Genomic DNA, 14,209 nt, shown 5'->3' on the forward strand with positions numbered 1-14,209 from the left:
AAGAAGCAGACGACCAGCCGGTCATGCTCTTCCAGGACGTGGCCAAGGTGTACCCGCTTCCCGCGGGGGATGTCAGGGCACTGGACGGTGTCTCGTTCCAAGTGGACCGGGGCGAGTTCATCTCTGTCATGGGTCCCTCGGGATCCGGGAAGTCCACGCTCCTGAACCTCATGGGGTGCCTCGATACCCCGACCGAGGGGGATATCTACATCAGCGGCACCCGGATCGGGGATATGTCGGATGCGGAGCTGACCAGCCTGCGGCGGGACCGTATCGGGTTCATCTTCCAGTACTTCAATCTCTTCCCGCTCCTGAATATCATCGAGAACGTCACGTTCCCCATGATGCTCAAGACCGGCAAGGGTGTAGATCCAGAGAGGGGGAGAGAAGTGCTCCGTGCCGTCCAGCTTGATGACTCACTCTTCACCCATACGCCAACGGAGCTCTCGGGTGGGCAGCAGCAGCGGGTCGCCGTTGCCCGGGCGCTCATCAACAACCCCGACATCCTCCTCTGCGATGAACCGACCGGCAACCTCGACTCCAGGACCGGGGCCGGGATCATGGACCTGATGACCGAACTCAACCGGAACGGTACAACCATCATCATGGTCACCCACGACCCCCATATAGCCGAATACTCGCGGCGGACAATCAGAATCTCTGACGGGAGGATCGTATCATGATCTTCTGGGAGATTGCAAAGCGGAATATCCGGCTGCACTTCCTCCGGTCGACCCTTGCGATGCTCGGGATCGTGATCGGTGTTGTTGCCATCGCGTCGATGGGGATTCTCGGCAACAGCCTGGTGGCAACCGTTTCTGACAGCCTCTCGTCGGTGGGAGACAGCGTCATCGTCTTCCCGTACGCGGGCGGCGGTGGAGGATTCGGCGGAGGAGGCGGGAGTTCCGAGAACATGAAGATCACGGACCAGCAGTTCCAACAGATCAAACGTGCCGTTGCTCCCAGCGTTGCGATACCCGTGCTTTCGACATCGGAACGGATGAAAGTCGGGGTGGGGGGCGATGACATCGTTGCCTCGGTCTATGGTGTGGACCCGAAGTATCTTCCTGACCTCAACTTCGAACTGAGCGCAGGCAGTTTAAACAATGCCAATTCCGGTTGCCTGGTAGGATCGGCGTTCGCCAAGGACAACAACATCAAGGTCGGGTCCCGGATCTCCATGGGCACTGACGGCTCGAAGGGGACCCTCCGCGTCACCGGCATTATCAAGGAGCGGGGCATGAGTTTCGATATCAGCACGGACAATGCTGTTATCGCCACCCAGGCCTGGTTTGAGAACACGTACAAGACGGAGAATTATGACGAGGTCGTGGTCAAGGTCAAGAGCGGGCAGGACACTGCGGATGTCAAGGTCGTCATCGAGAAACAGCTGAACAAGCGGGATAAGGTCGTCTCGGTGATGGACAGCAAGGCGACACTTGCCTCCATCTATGAGACGTTTGGCGCGGTCACGACATTCGTCACGGCAATCGGCGGGATCTCGATGGTTGTTGCCGGTGTCTCGATCTTCAACATCATGATGATGTCGGTCAATGAGCGGGTCAAGGAGATCGGCATCATGAGGAGCATCGGCACCCAGAAGAAGGAGGTGATGAGCATGTTCGTGTACGAAGCCGCAATCATCGGCGTGATCGGGAGCGCAGTCGGGGGCATCCTGAGCCTTGTTGCCGGATATGCCATCAGTGCCCTGATGCTCCAGTCGACGAAGTACCTGTTCACCTTCGCAACGGCGTTCTCGGTTTTTGAGGGTGTCGGGTTCGGGATCGTTGTCTGTCTTGCCTGCGGGCTTTACCCGGCATGGCAGGCGGCGAACCTGAACCCTATCGATGCGCTCCGGCACGAATGACCGGATCCCTTTCTTTTTTTGGCATCATGTGAACTTTATTACCGGCCGCGTGCATACTCTACATCTATGAGCCCTTCGGACCCGGCAGCTATGGCCCCTGACTGGAATGAGGTCTGGAAATCCAGGCAGAAACAGCACGAGCTCTCGAAAGCATCCGACGATCCATCCCATGACTGGAACAGGAAGGAGAACGCGGAACGGTACAACACAAACTCCCAAAGCGCATACGATGACCGTATCCGGCTCACTCTTGACGGGCTCGATATCAGCAGGGATTCCCGGGTGTTGGACATCGGTGCGGGGCCGGGGACGCTTGCAGTACCGCTCGCCCCACGGGTCAGGGAGGTCACGGCAGTTGAGCCCGGTGCGGGGATGGTCTCCACCCTCATGGAACGGGCGGCACGGGAGGGCATCGCAAATATCTCCTGCGTGCAGAAACGGTGGGAGGACGTGGATATTGCGCGGGACCTCTCCGGCCCGTACGATGTTGTGATTGCGTCGCTTTCCCTGACGATGGAGGATATCCGGGCCGCTCTCAGGAAGATGGATGCGGCATCACGGAAGTACGTGTGCCTGTACTGGTTCGTTGACATGCCGTTCTGGGAGCGGATGTATGCCGATCTCTGGGAGCCCCTGCACGGGACGCCGTATTATTCCGGGCCCAAGGCCGACTGTCTCTTCAACGTCCTTTACCAGATGGGGATCTACGCGAACGTGGAGATGCTGCCGCTCTCAAAGGAATACCGGTTCACCTCCCGGGAAGAGATGGAGGTGTTCTTCCGGAAACGGTTCAGTGTAAAGACACCGGAGCAGGAACAGATCATTGACAGGTACATTGCCTCACGCATCCGGACAGAGGGAGAGGACGTGATTGTCTCCGGAGATTCCACCTTTGCAAAGATCTGGTGGAAGAAGGCAGATGCTGCCTGACTACACCTCTGGCGATAGTTCCATTTCGTATTTTTTTATATAAGAGAAAGGGTTATGGTTTATCATGGCACTTTCCACGGTTATTACTCCGGTTGCCATGCTCCTTGAGCTGGTCATCGGTGTTTTAGGACTGCATGCAGGGTACTCCTTAAAAAAGACCTACGGGTACCTCTTCGCGGCGACATTTCTCCTCTTCGCACTCTTCGATTACCTGAACTCCGTGGGTGTCCCGGCAGATACCCTCGCTGTCCTGAACCTGATAGCAATCCTTGCTGCTCTCATCGGCATGTACCTCGTTATCCGGGAAAAATGAGATGCGGAACTGCTGATTAAAAAAATAGAAAATTTTCCTCTTTTCCCTTCAGGAGAAATGTGTGTTATCCAACCCTCTGGATCCGGCTCATTGCTTCCCTGAGCTTCTCCCTTGCAGTTGGCCACCTGCTGTGCGATACTGTTCAAACTTTTTTCAGGATTTTTTCCGGTTTGAAAATTTTTTAAGCGCAAAAAAATCCGGAATGAAAACCTGCCCCTGCCCGACCCCCCTTCATTTCTCCTGGAGGATTATTCGGGCATAATTACGTCATAGGTTCCATAGGAAATAAAGATATTTTTGATCCCCCTAATGAGGGGGGTCGGGCAGGGGCAAACCGGAAAAATTTTTTGCGGGACGAAAAATTTTTTGAGATTTTTTGGTTTGCGGAAAGGATCTGGTGACTTGATGGAGCTCCAGGAAATCTGAAGAGCGGGGATTTCTATCCTCAGTCCAAGTACGGTGGAATGAAGACCTGTGGGAAGAGAGATAGGTGCTGAAGAATCCTGGCTCCAGGAGCTATCATTCTCCACTTGTAACCATCAGCCCTCATGCACAGGATCCGAAAGCGGAATGGTATTGGCAAGAAGTGCCACCCATGCCGGGATATACAGGATCTCCCGGCCCCCGGCAATTCTCTTATCGAACAGGTCTTTTGTTACCAGGATGCCCGTGCTGACGTTGTACTCCTCCATGAAGATGAGCAGGTTTTTGGTATCTGACGGGCTGATGCGGTTCTGGTATTTGATCTCCACAGGTATGAGCCCGGCAGGAGTATCGAGGACGAGATCCACTTCGTGCTTGTGACGGTCCCGCCAGAAATACCGGCCGGCAAAGAGCGTCTCGACAAACTGGCCGCGGAGCTGGTCGATTACCTGTTCCTGGCTGTACCCGAGCACAGCACAGGCAATGGCCGGGTGGGTTACAAACAGTTTTTTGTTCTTCCGCACCCGCGTTGCCGGGCTTTTCGAATACGTTTCAGTGACCCGGACAAGAAATGCCGAGCGGAGGTAGAAGAGGTACGTGGAGATGGTTTCAGCGTGGACACCAAAATGGCGGGCAAGGTTCTGGATGTCAAAGAGTTGCGATGATGTACTGCACGCGTACCGGAACAGTTCGAAGAGCAGATCCGGTCTGCGGATATCAAACATAGCCGGGATATCCCGGTAGATGATCTTCCGGACGACAAGATCATGGATATATTTCCGGATCACCGGGCTCTCGTTCTCTGCCACAAGTTCCGGGAACGCCCCCTTGTACAGGTATTCAAGGAACGCCTGTTCGAACCGTTCCTTCCGGGTAAGGCACTCGTGATAGAGTGCTTCCATTGCCGGGTAATCCTGCAGGGAAACCGGCCCCACTCGGACATCCTCGCCTTTGAGCATGAGATACTCGCGGAAGGAGAGGGGGTACAGCCGGAAGGTTACGAGCCGGCCCGCAAGCGCTGCGCTGGCCTTCGAGATGTCGAGCGATTCAGAGCCCGAGAGGACGAACTTGATCCCGGTCTGGTCGTAATACCGTTTGAGGATGCCTTCCCAGTCCTCCACGTACTGGATCTCGTCAAGGAAGATCGTTGTTGCATGCAGGGTGGTGATCGCGTAGTCAAGGACGAAGACAAGGACGTCCTTTTTGCGGGAGTCTTCTTCATCGAACGAGAAGAAGATCGCCGTGCCGGCCTGATCGGCCATGAGCTGACGCATCAGCGTGGTCTTGCCGATCCGTCGGAGTCCGACGATCGCAACAGCCTGTTTCTTTTGCATCCACGGCTCGATATCCTCATACAGGTCCCGACGGGTAGCCGGGACAGGTACGGGCGTGCCCTGGAGCTGGGGGTTGTATTCCCGGATGAGCCGAACCAGGTAGTCCTTGTCCACAGTATAGTATAGTTTATTCCGGAAGTTAATACGGTTATGGTATGGTTATGTCCGGAATTTGGGGGGCATTCTCCGGCTTCTCCGAAGGAGAGTCGCACGAAGGCGAAATTTCGCACGCCAAGGGGTCTCTCCCTGAGGATCGACACCGGAACCTGCTGGAGCCGGGGTGCTCCGGGCGGATGCCAACAGAACGTTGCTGTACATTACCTCACCAATTCCCGTCATAAAACCCTGATCCGTTCCCGAATAATTACCGTGTTTTTCTGTTTCATTGCCTCTGCCAGAATGGGGGGTGAGGCAAAACGCGTACAACGGGGCACGATACGGGGCCGGATTTCTATAGGACAGGGAGGGGTCAAAACGGGGGTGTGTCCGACGGTGGGGGGGTGCATATCGCAGATAGTGTCCTGGAAAGAGTCCGGGCGTTGGACACTAATCCCCGTATGATATTCGGATGGAATTTTTCACCAAAGAGCTTTTGAAATGTTTAATTGGCAAAAGTTGGGCGCAGAAAGTCGCATGCGATCGGGCTGCGGATCGTGGGGTTGGAAGAAGGTGGAAGATCCGGGAAGAATTGGTGAGGGGTAGTATTTTCTGAATTGTAAAAAATTTCCTTCTTTAGTCAAAATTAATATTAAAATACCAATTGAGCTTATAATCAAACAATGGCTGACAGCATAAACGATTCAGCTACAAAGAATGAGACCGACGCACTTCCAAGTATAAAACCAAATAACGGAATTGGGATTTCCTCGTTGTTTGTAAATTGGTTATTCGTAATTTTAGGATTATTGTACTATGCTTTTCTTATAGAAAATTGGAATTTGGTTTTTGAGATTTTTAATTGGTTCGAGAATTCAACGTTTATCATCTTAAATTTTTATTCAGTGATCGCCAACTCATTTTCTAAAGTTATATTAACTGATGTTGCGATTGTGGTTGCTTTCATTTTCGGTATTTTGTATTTGATAATCTCAGTTGAAAGTTATGGCCATATGATATTTTCAAAAGAGAGAAAAGATGTTAACGCCCAGAATGCAACTATAGCAATTTTTATTTTAACCGTATTCAATGCGTTTTTTTTACTTCCGTTCTGTTGGTATTTATGGTTCGATGCACATCGACCCCTTGAGGCAATAATTAATGGTTCTCTATTTGTTCTTTCATTTGCGTTTGTGTTTTTATTTTCAGATTTTGTAAGAATTATGCAAAATTATTCTCTTTTGGATGAATTCTGTAAAAAAATCATACCAAATCAAATCGTGTTACCATTTAATCGAACAGATTCACTATTGATTTTGATTAACAACAAAACGAAATTTAGAGATATTTCGATTGTGTTAATGACGGTCAGTATTGTTCTTGCGTATATTTGGAATGTTAATTTTCTCTCGTTGATCTATGCTGAATTAATCCTTTTTTTCTGGATGACAATCATTCTCATGTTGAATTTTCCAGGAGGTCCCATCAAAGGGCCTGTGAATATTATTTTAGATAATGACGAAGTGTTAAATCGTGTATTCATTATCGAAGAATCTGAAAACTATATCATGACACTTCATAATGAAATGACAATTCACAATGAGAACGTGGTTAAAAAAATTATGACAGGTTCGATAGTGTACATCGAACCCTCGAATTTGAAAAATAATAATTAAAATTCTCTACCCAACCGCTTTTATTCGCTGCATCGCCTCTTGCAGCTTCTCCATCGAAGCCGCGTACGACAACCGGATCCATCCCGGCGCATAGAACGCACTCCCCGGTGTCGCGGCAACATGACCGGCATCAAGCCACCGCGACGCAACCTCCATATCGTCCCCGTCAACCCGGACAAAAGCATAGAACGCACCCTCGGCCGGTGCAGTCTCGTAGCCCATCGCTTTGAGCTCCCCGATAACGTACTTCCGCCGCTTGTCGAACTCCTGCCGCATATTCTCGACGCACTGCTGGTCGCCCTTGAGCGCCGCAACCCCGCCCCACATGGCAAAGGTCGTGACCTGGCTGATGGAGTGCTGCTGCACCTTGGACATCTCGGTGATGATCTGCTTTGGTCCCACCGCGTACCCGAGCCGCCAGCCGGTCATCGCGTAGGCCTTCGAGAAGCCGTTGATGGTGATGGTCCGCTGGTGCATATCGCCGATGGCGGCGAGCGAGATATGTTCCTTGCCGTAGATCATCTTCTCGTAGATCTCGTCCGCCATCGCGTAGAGATCATGGTCCGTGCAGAGATCGGCGATGAGCTGCATGGACTTCTTGTCAAACACAGCGCCCGTGGGATTCGACGGGGAGTTGACGATGATCATCTTGGTATTTTTGTTGACCTTTTCGAGAAGAGAGTCGTCGAGCTGGAAGGTCTTCTGGTTGATCTCGTGGAAGACCGGCTTTCCGCCCGCGATATGAATGCAGGGCTCGTAGGAGACCCAGGCCGGCGTGAGGATGATCGCCTCGTCGCCCGGGTTCAGCACGGCTTCGCAGGCCTCGTAGATCGAGTCCTTTGCACCGCAGCCGACAATCACCTGCTGCGGAGTGCAGGGGAAATGGTTCTCCCGCTCGATCTTCTCGGCAATAGCGCCCGTCAGCTCCGGGATGCCATTGCTCGGGGCGTAATGTGTCTCGCCGCGCTTCAGCGCATCAATGCAGGCATCCGTGATATGCTGCGGGGTGGCGAAGTCCGGTTCGCCGATCGAGAGGCTGATGACATCGATCCCCTCGCGCTGCATCGACTTCGCCTTGTTGGAGATGGCGATCGTTGCCGACTCGGTGACGCCGGCGATCTTCACCGACAGGGGTTTCATCTCAACCGTTTGACCATCTTGATGGCTGACTCAACGGCCCGCTTTGCGTAATCCATCCGCTCAGTTGCCTCAAGCCGGGTCATGCCGGGCCCGGAGATGCCGAGTGCTACCGGCTTGCCGAACTCTAATGAGAGATCGATGATCTTCCGGGCTGCGTGCTGCACTACGATCTCGTCGTGTTGGGTGGCGCCCTCGATAACGCAGCCGATCGTGACGACTGCGTCCACCTTACCGGCGGTCAGCAGTTTCTTGATCGCAAGCGGCATGTCGTATGCCCCGGGGACATACATGGTCTCGGTCACTTCTGCACCGAGGAATGCGGCATGTTCGCGGCCTTCAATCTCCATCATGTACGTGATGTCGCGGTTGAACTCCGCGACAACGAATCCAAGTTTTATCGGGTTGGTATCACACATAGCAGATCATCTCTTTTTTATTGAACTTCATAAATCCGTTGGCTTTTGCCCTAGCGGCGGGCCGGTCCGGCGTCGGCGAATCCCTGCCGCTGACCGGTGCCGGCCTCTTTCTCCAGCTCTTTTGGGTGGAGCACGAGTTTTACGGCATTCACCGCATGCTCGCGGGTGCGCTGCTCCATGAGCCACGCGAGCTCGCGGTCATCCTTCGCCTCGTCCTCGTGGACAAAGACCTCGATGATGTGCGTGTTCGTCATGAGCTGGCACATGATAAGGCCCTGCGAGGCCTCGTGGGCGCACATCTTATCCTTATCCTTGCCCCCGGGCATGCCGAGCGCCATGACGATCTCGCACCGGCGTTCTTCTATCAGTTTCTTGCAGGCCACCGGCAGGTCCTTGATCCCGGGCACCGTAACCCGTTCGATGGCTACACTTGCATGCTTCTTGAGCTCATCGACAGCGATGGCTCCCATGTTGACGCGCGAGAAGGTGGTATCGGCAACGCCCACCCTCATCCCAGCACCTCGCCCGCGGCCTGGACGCCGTCACCCTGCAGTTTGTACCCACATTTCTTCAGGGCAATCTGGGTTGCCGCAAGGGTAGCGAGGATCTCCGGTGCGCTGACCGCGCCCATGCTCCCGATACGGAAGATCTTCCCCTTCAGGTGGTCCTGGCCGCCGGCGATGACGATCCCCATCTTCTTGATGGCGGCCCGCATCTCGTCATCCTTGACACCGGCGGGATACTCGATTGCGGTGACCGTTGACGAGTAGTTGTGTAATGCATCGATCTTCGGGAAGAGGTTAAGGCCCCATGCCTTTGCCGCTGCCTGCACGGCCCCGGACATCTTCTTGTGCCGGGCGATCCGTGCAGGGAGTCCTTCCTCTTCGATGATCAGGCAGGCCTCGCGGAGCGCAAGGAAAAGCGGCACCGCGGGGGTGTAGGGAGTCTCCATCGGCGTTCCGCCCGCGCTCTTCCGGTATGCCGCAAGGTCGAGGTAGAACGGCGGGTTCTTGGTCATCCGATCCCATGCCCGGCTGCTCACCGAGACCATGGCAAGACCTGCAGGTGCGGCAAAACACTTCTGCGAGCCGGTGATGGCGATATCGACACCCCACTTGTCGACCTCGACCGTGTCACCGCCGATGGAGGTTATGCCGTCCATGATGAAGAGGGCGTCGTGCTTCCGGCAGAGCTTGCCGATCTCTTCTGCCGGGTTCTTGATACCGGCCGACGTCTCGTTGTGGATGAGCGTGACGACAGTTGCGCCGGCCTCGAGCTGGGCCTTGAGCGCTTCAAGGTTGACCGGTGTGCCCCACTCGGACTTGATCTCGTGCGCCTTCCCGTAGCGCTGGCTGATCTTATAGAGCCGCTCGCCGAACTTCCCGTTGACGATACAGGCGATATCCTTGTCCCGTCCTACGTTTGCAATCGCGGCTTCCATGCCGGCCGTGCCGGAACCGCTGATAACAACAAGGTCGTTCTTCGTTGCAAACGTGTTCTTGAGGACACGCACACAGTCGGCATACGCGGCACCGAACTCGGGGCTGCGGTGGTTTATTGCCTGACGCGACATTGCGAACCTGACCCGTTCCGGCATCGGCACCGGGCCCGGCAGCATCAGGAGTAGTTCTTTTTCCATGTGAATCTGCTCATAGTATTTTAATATAGACGCAATATAAGTTTGGATGGCAGATATGGCAGACGTAGCTATTATATCCGGGTCCGCCTCCGACGCGGCAATCACCGACAAGGTGAAGAAGGTTCTCGACGCAAACGGCATCTCGTACGATGCCCGGATCCTCTCCGCACACCGCGATCCTGACAAGCTCGATGCCTACCTCAAGACCAGCACCTGCAAGGTCTATATCGCCATTGCCGGGCTCTCGGCAGCGCTTCCTGGTGTCATTGCGTCAAAGTCCGACAAGCCGGTCATCGGCGTGCCTGTCAGCGGGACACTGAACGGCATGGACTCCCTGCTCTCCATTGCCCAGATGCCAAAAGGTGTGCCGGTCGCCTGCGTTGGCGTGGACAACGGTGATAACGCCGCGTGGCTGGCGATCCGGATCCTGAAGTTATCAAAGAATTAGAATCGTTTTAAAAATTCTACTCTGTAGAAATCCATTTTGATGATATTATGCCCCCCCTATGCACCACCTTGTCACACGAGGGGGACAGGGCGCATTGGGATAGGACGAGGTTGGTTACCGGCAATACGTCGTCATCCCACCAGGGAATGCCCCAGCGGGGGGGCAAAACCCCCGAGAGCGTCTGATCTTTCTGAATGGTTTCTACAGAGCAGAAAATTCCTCAAATGATCATGATATTATGTAATCGGGTTTTATGAAAAAGACAAACGGAGAAATATAAATGACTGTTTTTCAATATAAAAAATCAAAAAAATACACTGATTATGATACAATCTATGAGCAAAGCAGCGGTCCGGGTGGGCTGCAGCTTGCCGAATTTATTGCTGAAAAAATGAAGCTTGCGGCGGGCAAAAAACTACTGGATGTTGGCTCAAACCGTGGCTATCAAACGTGTTTTCTGGCAAAAGAGTATCGTGTATTTGCCGTTGGTATCGATCCATGGGATGACAGGATGCAGGGCAATCCCATGGTCGACCATTTACAAAAGAATGCTCAACACTGGAATGTTGAAAATTCCATTCTGGGAATAAAAACCGGTGTCCCGGATACGCATTTTGCTTCCGGTTCCTTTGATTATGTGTATTCGACAACCGCCCTTGAGATGGTCCGGGTATCTCAGGGTATCGAAGGGTACATGGAGTGCCTGAAAGAAATTTATCGTGTATTAAAACCTGGTGGAACGTTTGGTCTGGGTGAACCAATGCACATTGATGTTGAGATCCCTCCGGATCTTGAGCCGTATGTATCTAGTGGAGAATATTCATGGAAAAAGTGCTTCAGAAGTCTCCGCGAGACCTCCGAACTGGTAAGTCTGGCAGGTTTTGAGATCACCGAATCCGGGTACGCTCCTGATGCTCACCAGTGGTGGATATCGTATGCCAGACATGATCCTTTCTGCAAACAAAGGCCGGAAGAGGATCCGAAAACTCTTGAGGTAGACAGAGGTCGCTGGACAAGTTTTGGATATATTATCAGTAAAAAGCCAATAACCTCATAATGAGCGATCTGCTCTCGATTGCCCGGATGCCAAAAAGGGTGCCGGTTGCCTGCGTTGGCGTGGACAATGGCGACAATGCCGCGTGGCTCGCGATCCGGATCCTGAAGCTGTCAAAGAAATAACCGGATAAAAAAGTTCACCGGAATTATTTTGCATGTTTCCGGGCTTTTCGTCTCGCTTTTCTCCCATGCGGGCATACCCATACGCACAGCCCGCAGACCGCAGCGACACCCCCGCTCTTCTCAAGTTCCTTGTAGTAACGGTCGCATGCCGCAGCATCGAACCGGGCCTCGCGGGGCTCATCGTGAGAGAAAGTCCTGCCGGTAAATGCCTGGACCGGGCAGATATCGACACACTCCGTACACTTCCCGCACCGTGGTTTCATAGGAGATCCGGTCGGTGTGAGAGGGGCATCGGTAAGGACCGTGACCCACCGGACTCTCGGCCCGTGGTCCGGGGTCACGAGCAGGCAGCTCTTCCCGATCCAGCCAAGCCCGGCCATATGTGCCGCGAGTTTCTGGGAGAAGATTCCGCAGAAGTGCTCATCGTCCGTGCGCTTGGATGCAGGAACAGGGAATGCCCCATGGCCCTCCCGCTGGAGGACATTTGCAACACGGAGCGCGATCTGGTCGAGGGCGGTGTTGACAACGTCATAGGTGGTGTGACGGTACAGGATTGCCCCTTCTTTGTCTTTCTCCGGCAGGAGGTCAACAACGCTATCCTGAAGCCGTATCCCCATCACAACTCCCCGCGGGTACCTGCCGGCCCGCTCCCCTCCCTGCGCATGGATGAAGTCATGGGCCAGGGTGAGATCCGCGATACCAACGTAGTCGGCGCCGAGCGTCAGGGCAAGCGACCGGACCTGGCTGGCAATATCCTGTGATATCATTATGTACCTGAGGGCTGTACAGGCATTTTACGATGGTGGTCAGAATAAAAAAAGAAACCGGTGAGGGGCTTGAGCATACTGAGTGCTCAGCCCACTGCATGAAGAAGTCCCGCCACCACTGACCGGACCTGCTCCTTTTTCAGACCTTCTGCATCACGAAGAACGTGTACCCGTAATACCGTTTGTATTTCCGGAACATTTCGGCCTCGTGCTCAAAAGCATCGAGAAGGGCTGCATTGCCGGGATCCGATCCGTGCGTCTTCCGGAGCTCCGCGATCCGGGCCAGCATCGGGACATGGTAGTTATCCCACCACCCGGCATCCGGCAGCCGGTAGGTTGCGACGAGCCTGAGCCCGGTCCGCTTTACCCGTTCCTTCATCTCCTCTTCGGACACCGGGAGGTATCCCTCGCTCTCCCACCATTTCACAAGCTCGGCGGGAGGGTTGGGCTCGAACCAGTCTGCATCGGACACGACCATGTACCCACCCTGTTTCAGGAGCGGTTTCCAGGCCCGGAGCCCTGCCTCGAACCCGACAATGAAGATCGCCCCTTCGGACCATATGAGGTCGAACTGACCCGGCTCAAAGGGGAGGGCATCCATCGAGGCATTCACGGTCCGGATCCTTCCCTGCAGGCCGGCTTTCCCGGCCCGGGCGTTGAGCATGTCCAGGAACGGCTGGTGGTTGTCCACCGCGGTGATCGTTCCGGTGGTGAGGGTGGCAAGGTCCCGGGTCTGGGTCCCGCTGCCGCACCCGACATCGAGGATCTTCGCGTCATCCGGAAGAGGGGGAAGAAGTGAGAACACTTTCTTTGTCGCACCTGCACAGCCCGGGCCCTGCCGGGGGAGGGATTCGAACACCTGGTAAAAAAACGGAGGTAGTTGCATGATACCCCTCAGGTTGGCAGGATTGTATTGAGTGCTTTGTGGTCGGAGGGGTCTTCCTTCCCCGGTATGCTCCGCTCCTTACTTTCACGTCCCGCATACCGGCTCTTTATCCTGCCGGCTGATGATACCCGGATATGGCGAAGAAGAAGATCGAGACGGTCTGTGGTTATTCGTGCAGCGATTGCGACCACCACGGTAAGGAGTGCACGGGCTGTGAAAAGACCAGAGGAAAACCGTTCTGGACCGCCTTTATCGGTATTGAAAACTGTGCGATCTATGACTGTTGCAAAAACGAGAGGAAGTTCCCGCACTGCGGGAAATGCCCGGACCTGATGTGCGGGCGGTTCGACCGCATCAGGGATGATCCTCATCTGAACGAGGCGGAAGCGGCGGCGTGTCTTGTCGCAATGGAGCAGGAGCTCAGGAGCCGGAAATAATCGGATGGGCAGAGTTATCTAGCCGGCCTGCCGAACCTTGGTACCATGCCTGTTCTGCACGAACCGGAAGTCAGCCTTGAAGACGTGCAGCTCCGTTCCCTCTCAGTCTCGTCTCTTGAACTCGACGTGGCAATCCGGGTGCAGAACAAAAACCCCTTTGGCGTGACCGTGAAGGAGCTCCCGTTCAAGGTGCTCTGCAGGGACTGCGATACTACCCGGCAGATTGCAACGGGAAACACTGGCCGGATTTCCATACCGGCAGAGGACAGCACCCTGCTGCAGGTCCCGGTCAAGTCAGACAACGCGATTCTCCTCGCAGCACTCGCAGCCCTGGCATCCCAGGGGAGCGTGATGGTCACGATCAAGGGGACGGCAGTTGTCGATTGTATCCTCTTTCACTGGTCCATCCCGTTCACGAAGGACCTGCCAGTGACGATGGAGCAGATAACGGATGCTGTTGCAGAGCGCAAAACACCGTAATACGGTGTACCAGCCCGGCATACCAATAAAGGTGGGGGGACTACCCCCTCCCCCCCTCCGGATTTTTTTCCGGGGCATGGGCGGGTCCCTCGTACTCAGGGAGGGGTAGCTACCCCCCGCTGAGAGAGGGGTGGGTACCCCCTTCTCCCCCTTGTTCCGGAACTGATGAAGATCCAAC

16 protein-coding genes and 1 pseudogene are annotated in these 14,209 nt (G+C 54.4%); 10 read left to right on the forward strand and 7 right to left on the reverse strand.

Features of this window, described 5'->3' with window-relative positions:
• The first annotated feature begins 23 nt into the window (after positions 1-23).
• From M0R30_RS07840 to M0R30_RS07855, 4 genes are all read left to right on the forward strand, one after another.
• Complete coding sequence (locus M0R30_RS07840) at positions 24-683, forward strand: ABC transporter ATP-binding protein (RefSeq protein WP_292545851.1); 660 nt, start codon at positions 24-26, stop codon at positions 681-683.
• A complete protein-coding gene (locus M0R30_RS07845) occupies positions 680-1,867 on the forward strand; it encodes an ABC transporter permease (RefSeq protein ID WP_292545592.1) in 1,188 nt (395 codons plus the stop codon). Before M0R30_RS07840 ends, M0R30_RS07845 begins: the two co-directional genes overlap by 4 nt.
• 66 nt (positions 1,868-1,933) lie before the next feature.
• A complete protein-coding gene (locus M0R30_RS07850) occupies positions 1,934-2,797 on the forward strand; it encodes a class I SAM-dependent methyltransferase (RefSeq protein ID WP_292545594.1) in 864 nt (287 codons plus the stop codon).
• 64 nt (positions 2,798-2,861) lie between these two features.
• Positions 2,862-3,110: a hypothetical protein gene (locus M0R30_RS07855; protein WP_292545596.1), complete on the forward strand. Its 249-nt coding sequence runs from the start codon at positions 2,862-2,864 to the stop codon at positions 3,108-3,110.
• A 539-nt stretch (positions 3,111-3,649) separates the two neighbouring features.
• Here the strand turns inward: M0R30_RS07855 and M0R30_RS07860 are convergent.
• Complete coding sequence (locus M0R30_RS07860; RefSeq protein WP_292545598.1) at positions 3,650-4,981, reverse strand: ATP-binding protein; 1,332 nt, start codon at positions 4,979-4,981, stop codon at positions 3,650-3,652.
• 665 nt (positions 4,982-5,646) lie between these two features.
• Here M0R30_RS07860 and M0R30_RS07865 point away from each other — a divergent pair.
• Positions 5,647-6,639, forward strand: coding sequence for a hypothetical protein (locus M0R30_RS07865; protein ID WP_292545600.1), 993 nt, complete (start codon positions 5,647-5,649; stop codon positions 6,637-6,639).
• A gap of 6 nt (positions 6,640-6,645) precedes the next feature.
• On the opposite strand, the gene M0R30_RS07870 is transcribed toward M0R30_RS07865, so the two are convergent.
• From M0R30_RS07870 to M0R30_RS07885, 4 genes are read right to left on the reverse strand one after another with little or no spacing between them, the layout of a single operon-like run.
• Complete coding sequence (locus M0R30_RS07870; RefSeq protein ID WP_292545602.1) at positions 6,646-7,779, reverse strand: pyridoxal phosphate-dependent aminotransferase; 1,134 nt, start codon at positions 7,777-7,779, stop codon at positions 6,646-6,648.
• On the reverse strand, positions 7,776-8,195 hold the full coding sequence (ribH, locus tag M0R30_RS07875) for a 6,7-dimethyl-8-ribityllumazine synthase (protein ID WP_292545604.1): 420 nt from the start codon (positions 8,193-8,195) through the stop codon (positions 7,776-7,778). The genes M0R30_RS07870 and ribH overlap by 4 nt, the downstream gene beginning before the upstream one ends.
• Before the next feature lie 50 nt (positions 8,196-8,245).
• Positions 8,246-8,707: a riboflavin synthase gene (gene ribC, locus M0R30_RS07880; RefSeq protein ID WP_292545606.1), complete on the reverse strand. Its 462-nt coding sequence runs from the start codon at positions 8,705-8,707 to the stop codon at positions 8,246-8,248.
• Complete coding sequence (locus M0R30_RS07885; protein WP_292545607.1) at positions 8,704-9,834, reverse strand: alanine--glyoxylate aminotransferase family protein; 1,131 nt, start codon at positions 9,832-9,834, stop codon at positions 8,704-8,706. Before M0R30_RS07885 ends, ribC begins: the two co-directional genes overlap by 4 nt.
• A 55-nt stretch (positions 9,835-9,889) precedes the next feature.
• Between M0R30_RS07885 and M0R30_RS07890 the strand changes: the two genes are divergently transcribed.
• The 3 genes and pseudogenes from M0R30_RS07890 to M0R30_RS07900 form a co-directional block, all read left to right on the forward strand.
• Positions 9,890-10,282 carry an AIR carboxylase family protein gene (locus M0R30_RS07890; RefSeq protein ID WP_292545853.1) on the forward strand — a complete coding sequence of 131 codons (393 nt, stop codon included), beginning with the start codon at positions 9,890-9,892 and terminating at the stop codon, positions 10,280-10,282.
• Between the two features lie 280 nt (positions 10,283-10,562).
• A complete protein-coding gene (locus M0R30_RS07895; protein WP_292545609.1) occupies positions 10,563-11,339 on the forward strand; it encodes a class I SAM-dependent methyltransferase in 777 nt (258 codons plus the stop codon).
• An 8-nt stretch (positions 11,340-11,347) separates the two neighbouring features.
• Positions 11,348-11,461: pseudogene (locus tag M0R30_RS07900) on the forward strand (AIR carboxylase family protein); the annotation flags it as partial.
• A gap of 23 nt (positions 11,462-11,484) precedes the next feature.
• Here M0R30_RS07900 and M0R30_RS07905 read toward each other — a convergent pair.
• Together M0R30_RS07905 and M0R30_RS07910 are read right to left on the reverse strand one after the other, a co-directional pair.
• Entirely contained in the window at positions 11,485-12,228 is a 744-nt protein-coding gene (locus M0R30_RS07905) for a 4Fe-4S double cluster binding domain-containing protein (protein ID WP_292545611.1), read from the reverse strand.
• Between the two features lie 139 nt (positions 12,229-12,367).
• Entirely contained in the window at positions 12,368-13,114 is a 747-nt protein-coding gene (locus tag M0R30_RS07910) for a class I SAM-dependent methyltransferase (RefSeq protein ID WP_292545613.1), read from the reverse strand.
• A gap of 134 nt (positions 13,115-13,248) precedes the next feature.
• Here M0R30_RS07910 and M0R30_RS07915 point away from each other — a divergent pair, with 134 nt between their 5' ends.
• Together M0R30_RS07915 and M0R30_RS07920 are read left to right on the forward strand one after the other, a co-directional pair.
• Positions 13,249-13,551 carry a DUF3795 domain-containing protein gene (locus M0R30_RS07915; protein ID WP_292545615.1) on the forward strand — a complete coding sequence of 101 codons (303 nt, stop codon included), beginning with the start codon at positions 13,249-13,251 and terminating at the stop codon, positions 13,549-13,551.
• Between the two features lie 45 nt (positions 13,552-13,596).
• A complete protein-coding gene (locus M0R30_RS07920) occupies positions 13,597-14,031 on the forward strand; it encodes an LEA type 2 family protein (RefSeq protein WP_292545617.1) in 435 nt (144 codons plus the stop codon).
• Positions 14,032-14,209: the final 178 nt, after the last annotated feature.

This window comes from Methanoregula sp. (assembly GCF_023227875.1).
GTDB lineage: Archaea > Halobacteriota > Methanomicrobia > Methanomicrobiales > Methanospirillaceae > Methanoregula.

Excerpts from the sequence above, each read along its gene's own strand:
- ribH (WP_292545604.1), bottom strand. The coding sequence starts at position 8,195 with ATGTGTGATACCAACCCGATAAAACTTGGATTCGTTGTCGCGGAGTTC.
- M0R30_RS07885 (WP_292545607.1), bottom strand. The coding sequence starts at position 9,834 with ATGGAAAAAGAACTACTCCTGATGCTGCCGGGCCCGGTGCCGATGCCG.
- M0R30_RS07870 (WP_292545602.1), bottom strand. The coding sequence starts at position 7,779 with ATGAAACCCCTGTCGGTGAAGATCGCCGGCGTCACCGAGTCGGCAACG.
- M0R30_RS07895 (WP_292545609.1), top strand. The coding sequence starts at position 10,563 with ATGACTGTTTTTCAATATAAAAAATCAAAAAAATACACTGATTATGAT.
- M0R30_RS07850 (WP_292545594.1), top strand. The coding sequence starts at position 1,934 with ATGAGCCCTTCGGACCCGGCAGCTATGGCCCCTGACTGGAATGAGGTC.
- ribC (WP_292545606.1), bottom strand. The coding sequence starts at position 8,707 with ATGAGGGTGGGCGTTGCCGATACCACCTTCTCGCGCGTCAACATGGGA.
- M0R30_RS07840 (WP_292545851.1), top strand. The coding sequence starts at position 24 with ATGCTCTTCCAGGACGTGGCCAAGGTGTACCCGCTTCCCGCGGGGGAT.
- M0R30_RS07915 (WP_292545615.1), top strand. The coding sequence starts at position 13,249 with ATGGCGAAGAAGAAGATCGAGACGGTCTGTGGTTATTCGTGCAGCGAT.
- M0R30_RS07845 (WP_292545592.1), top strand. The coding sequence starts at position 680 with ATGATCTTCTGGGAGATTGCAAAGCGGAATATCCGGCTGCACTTCCTC.
- M0R30_RS07920 (WP_292545617.1), top strand. The coding sequence starts at position 13,597 with ATGCCTGTTCTGCACGAACCGGAAGTCAGCCTTGAAGACGTGCAGCTC.
- M0R30_RS07865 (WP_292545600.1), top strand. The coding sequence starts at position 5,647 with ATGGCTGACAGCATAAACGATTCAGCTACAAAGAATGAGACCGACGCA.
- M0R30_RS07910 (WP_292545613.1), bottom strand. The coding sequence starts at position 13,114 with ATGCAACTACCTCCGTTTTTTTACCAGGTGTTCGAATCCCTCCCCCGG.
- M0R30_RS07905 (WP_292545611.1), bottom strand. The coding sequence starts at position 12,228 with ATGATATCACAGGATATTGCCAGCCAGGTCCGGTCGCTTGCCCTGACG.
- M0R30_RS07855 (WP_292545596.1), top strand. The coding sequence starts at position 2,862 with ATGGCACTTTCCACGGTTATTACTCCGGTTGCCATGCTCCTTGAGCTG.
- M0R30_RS07890 (WP_292545853.1), top strand. The coding sequence starts at position 9,890 with ATGGCAGACGTAGCTATTATATCCGGGTCCGCCTCCGACGCGGCAATC.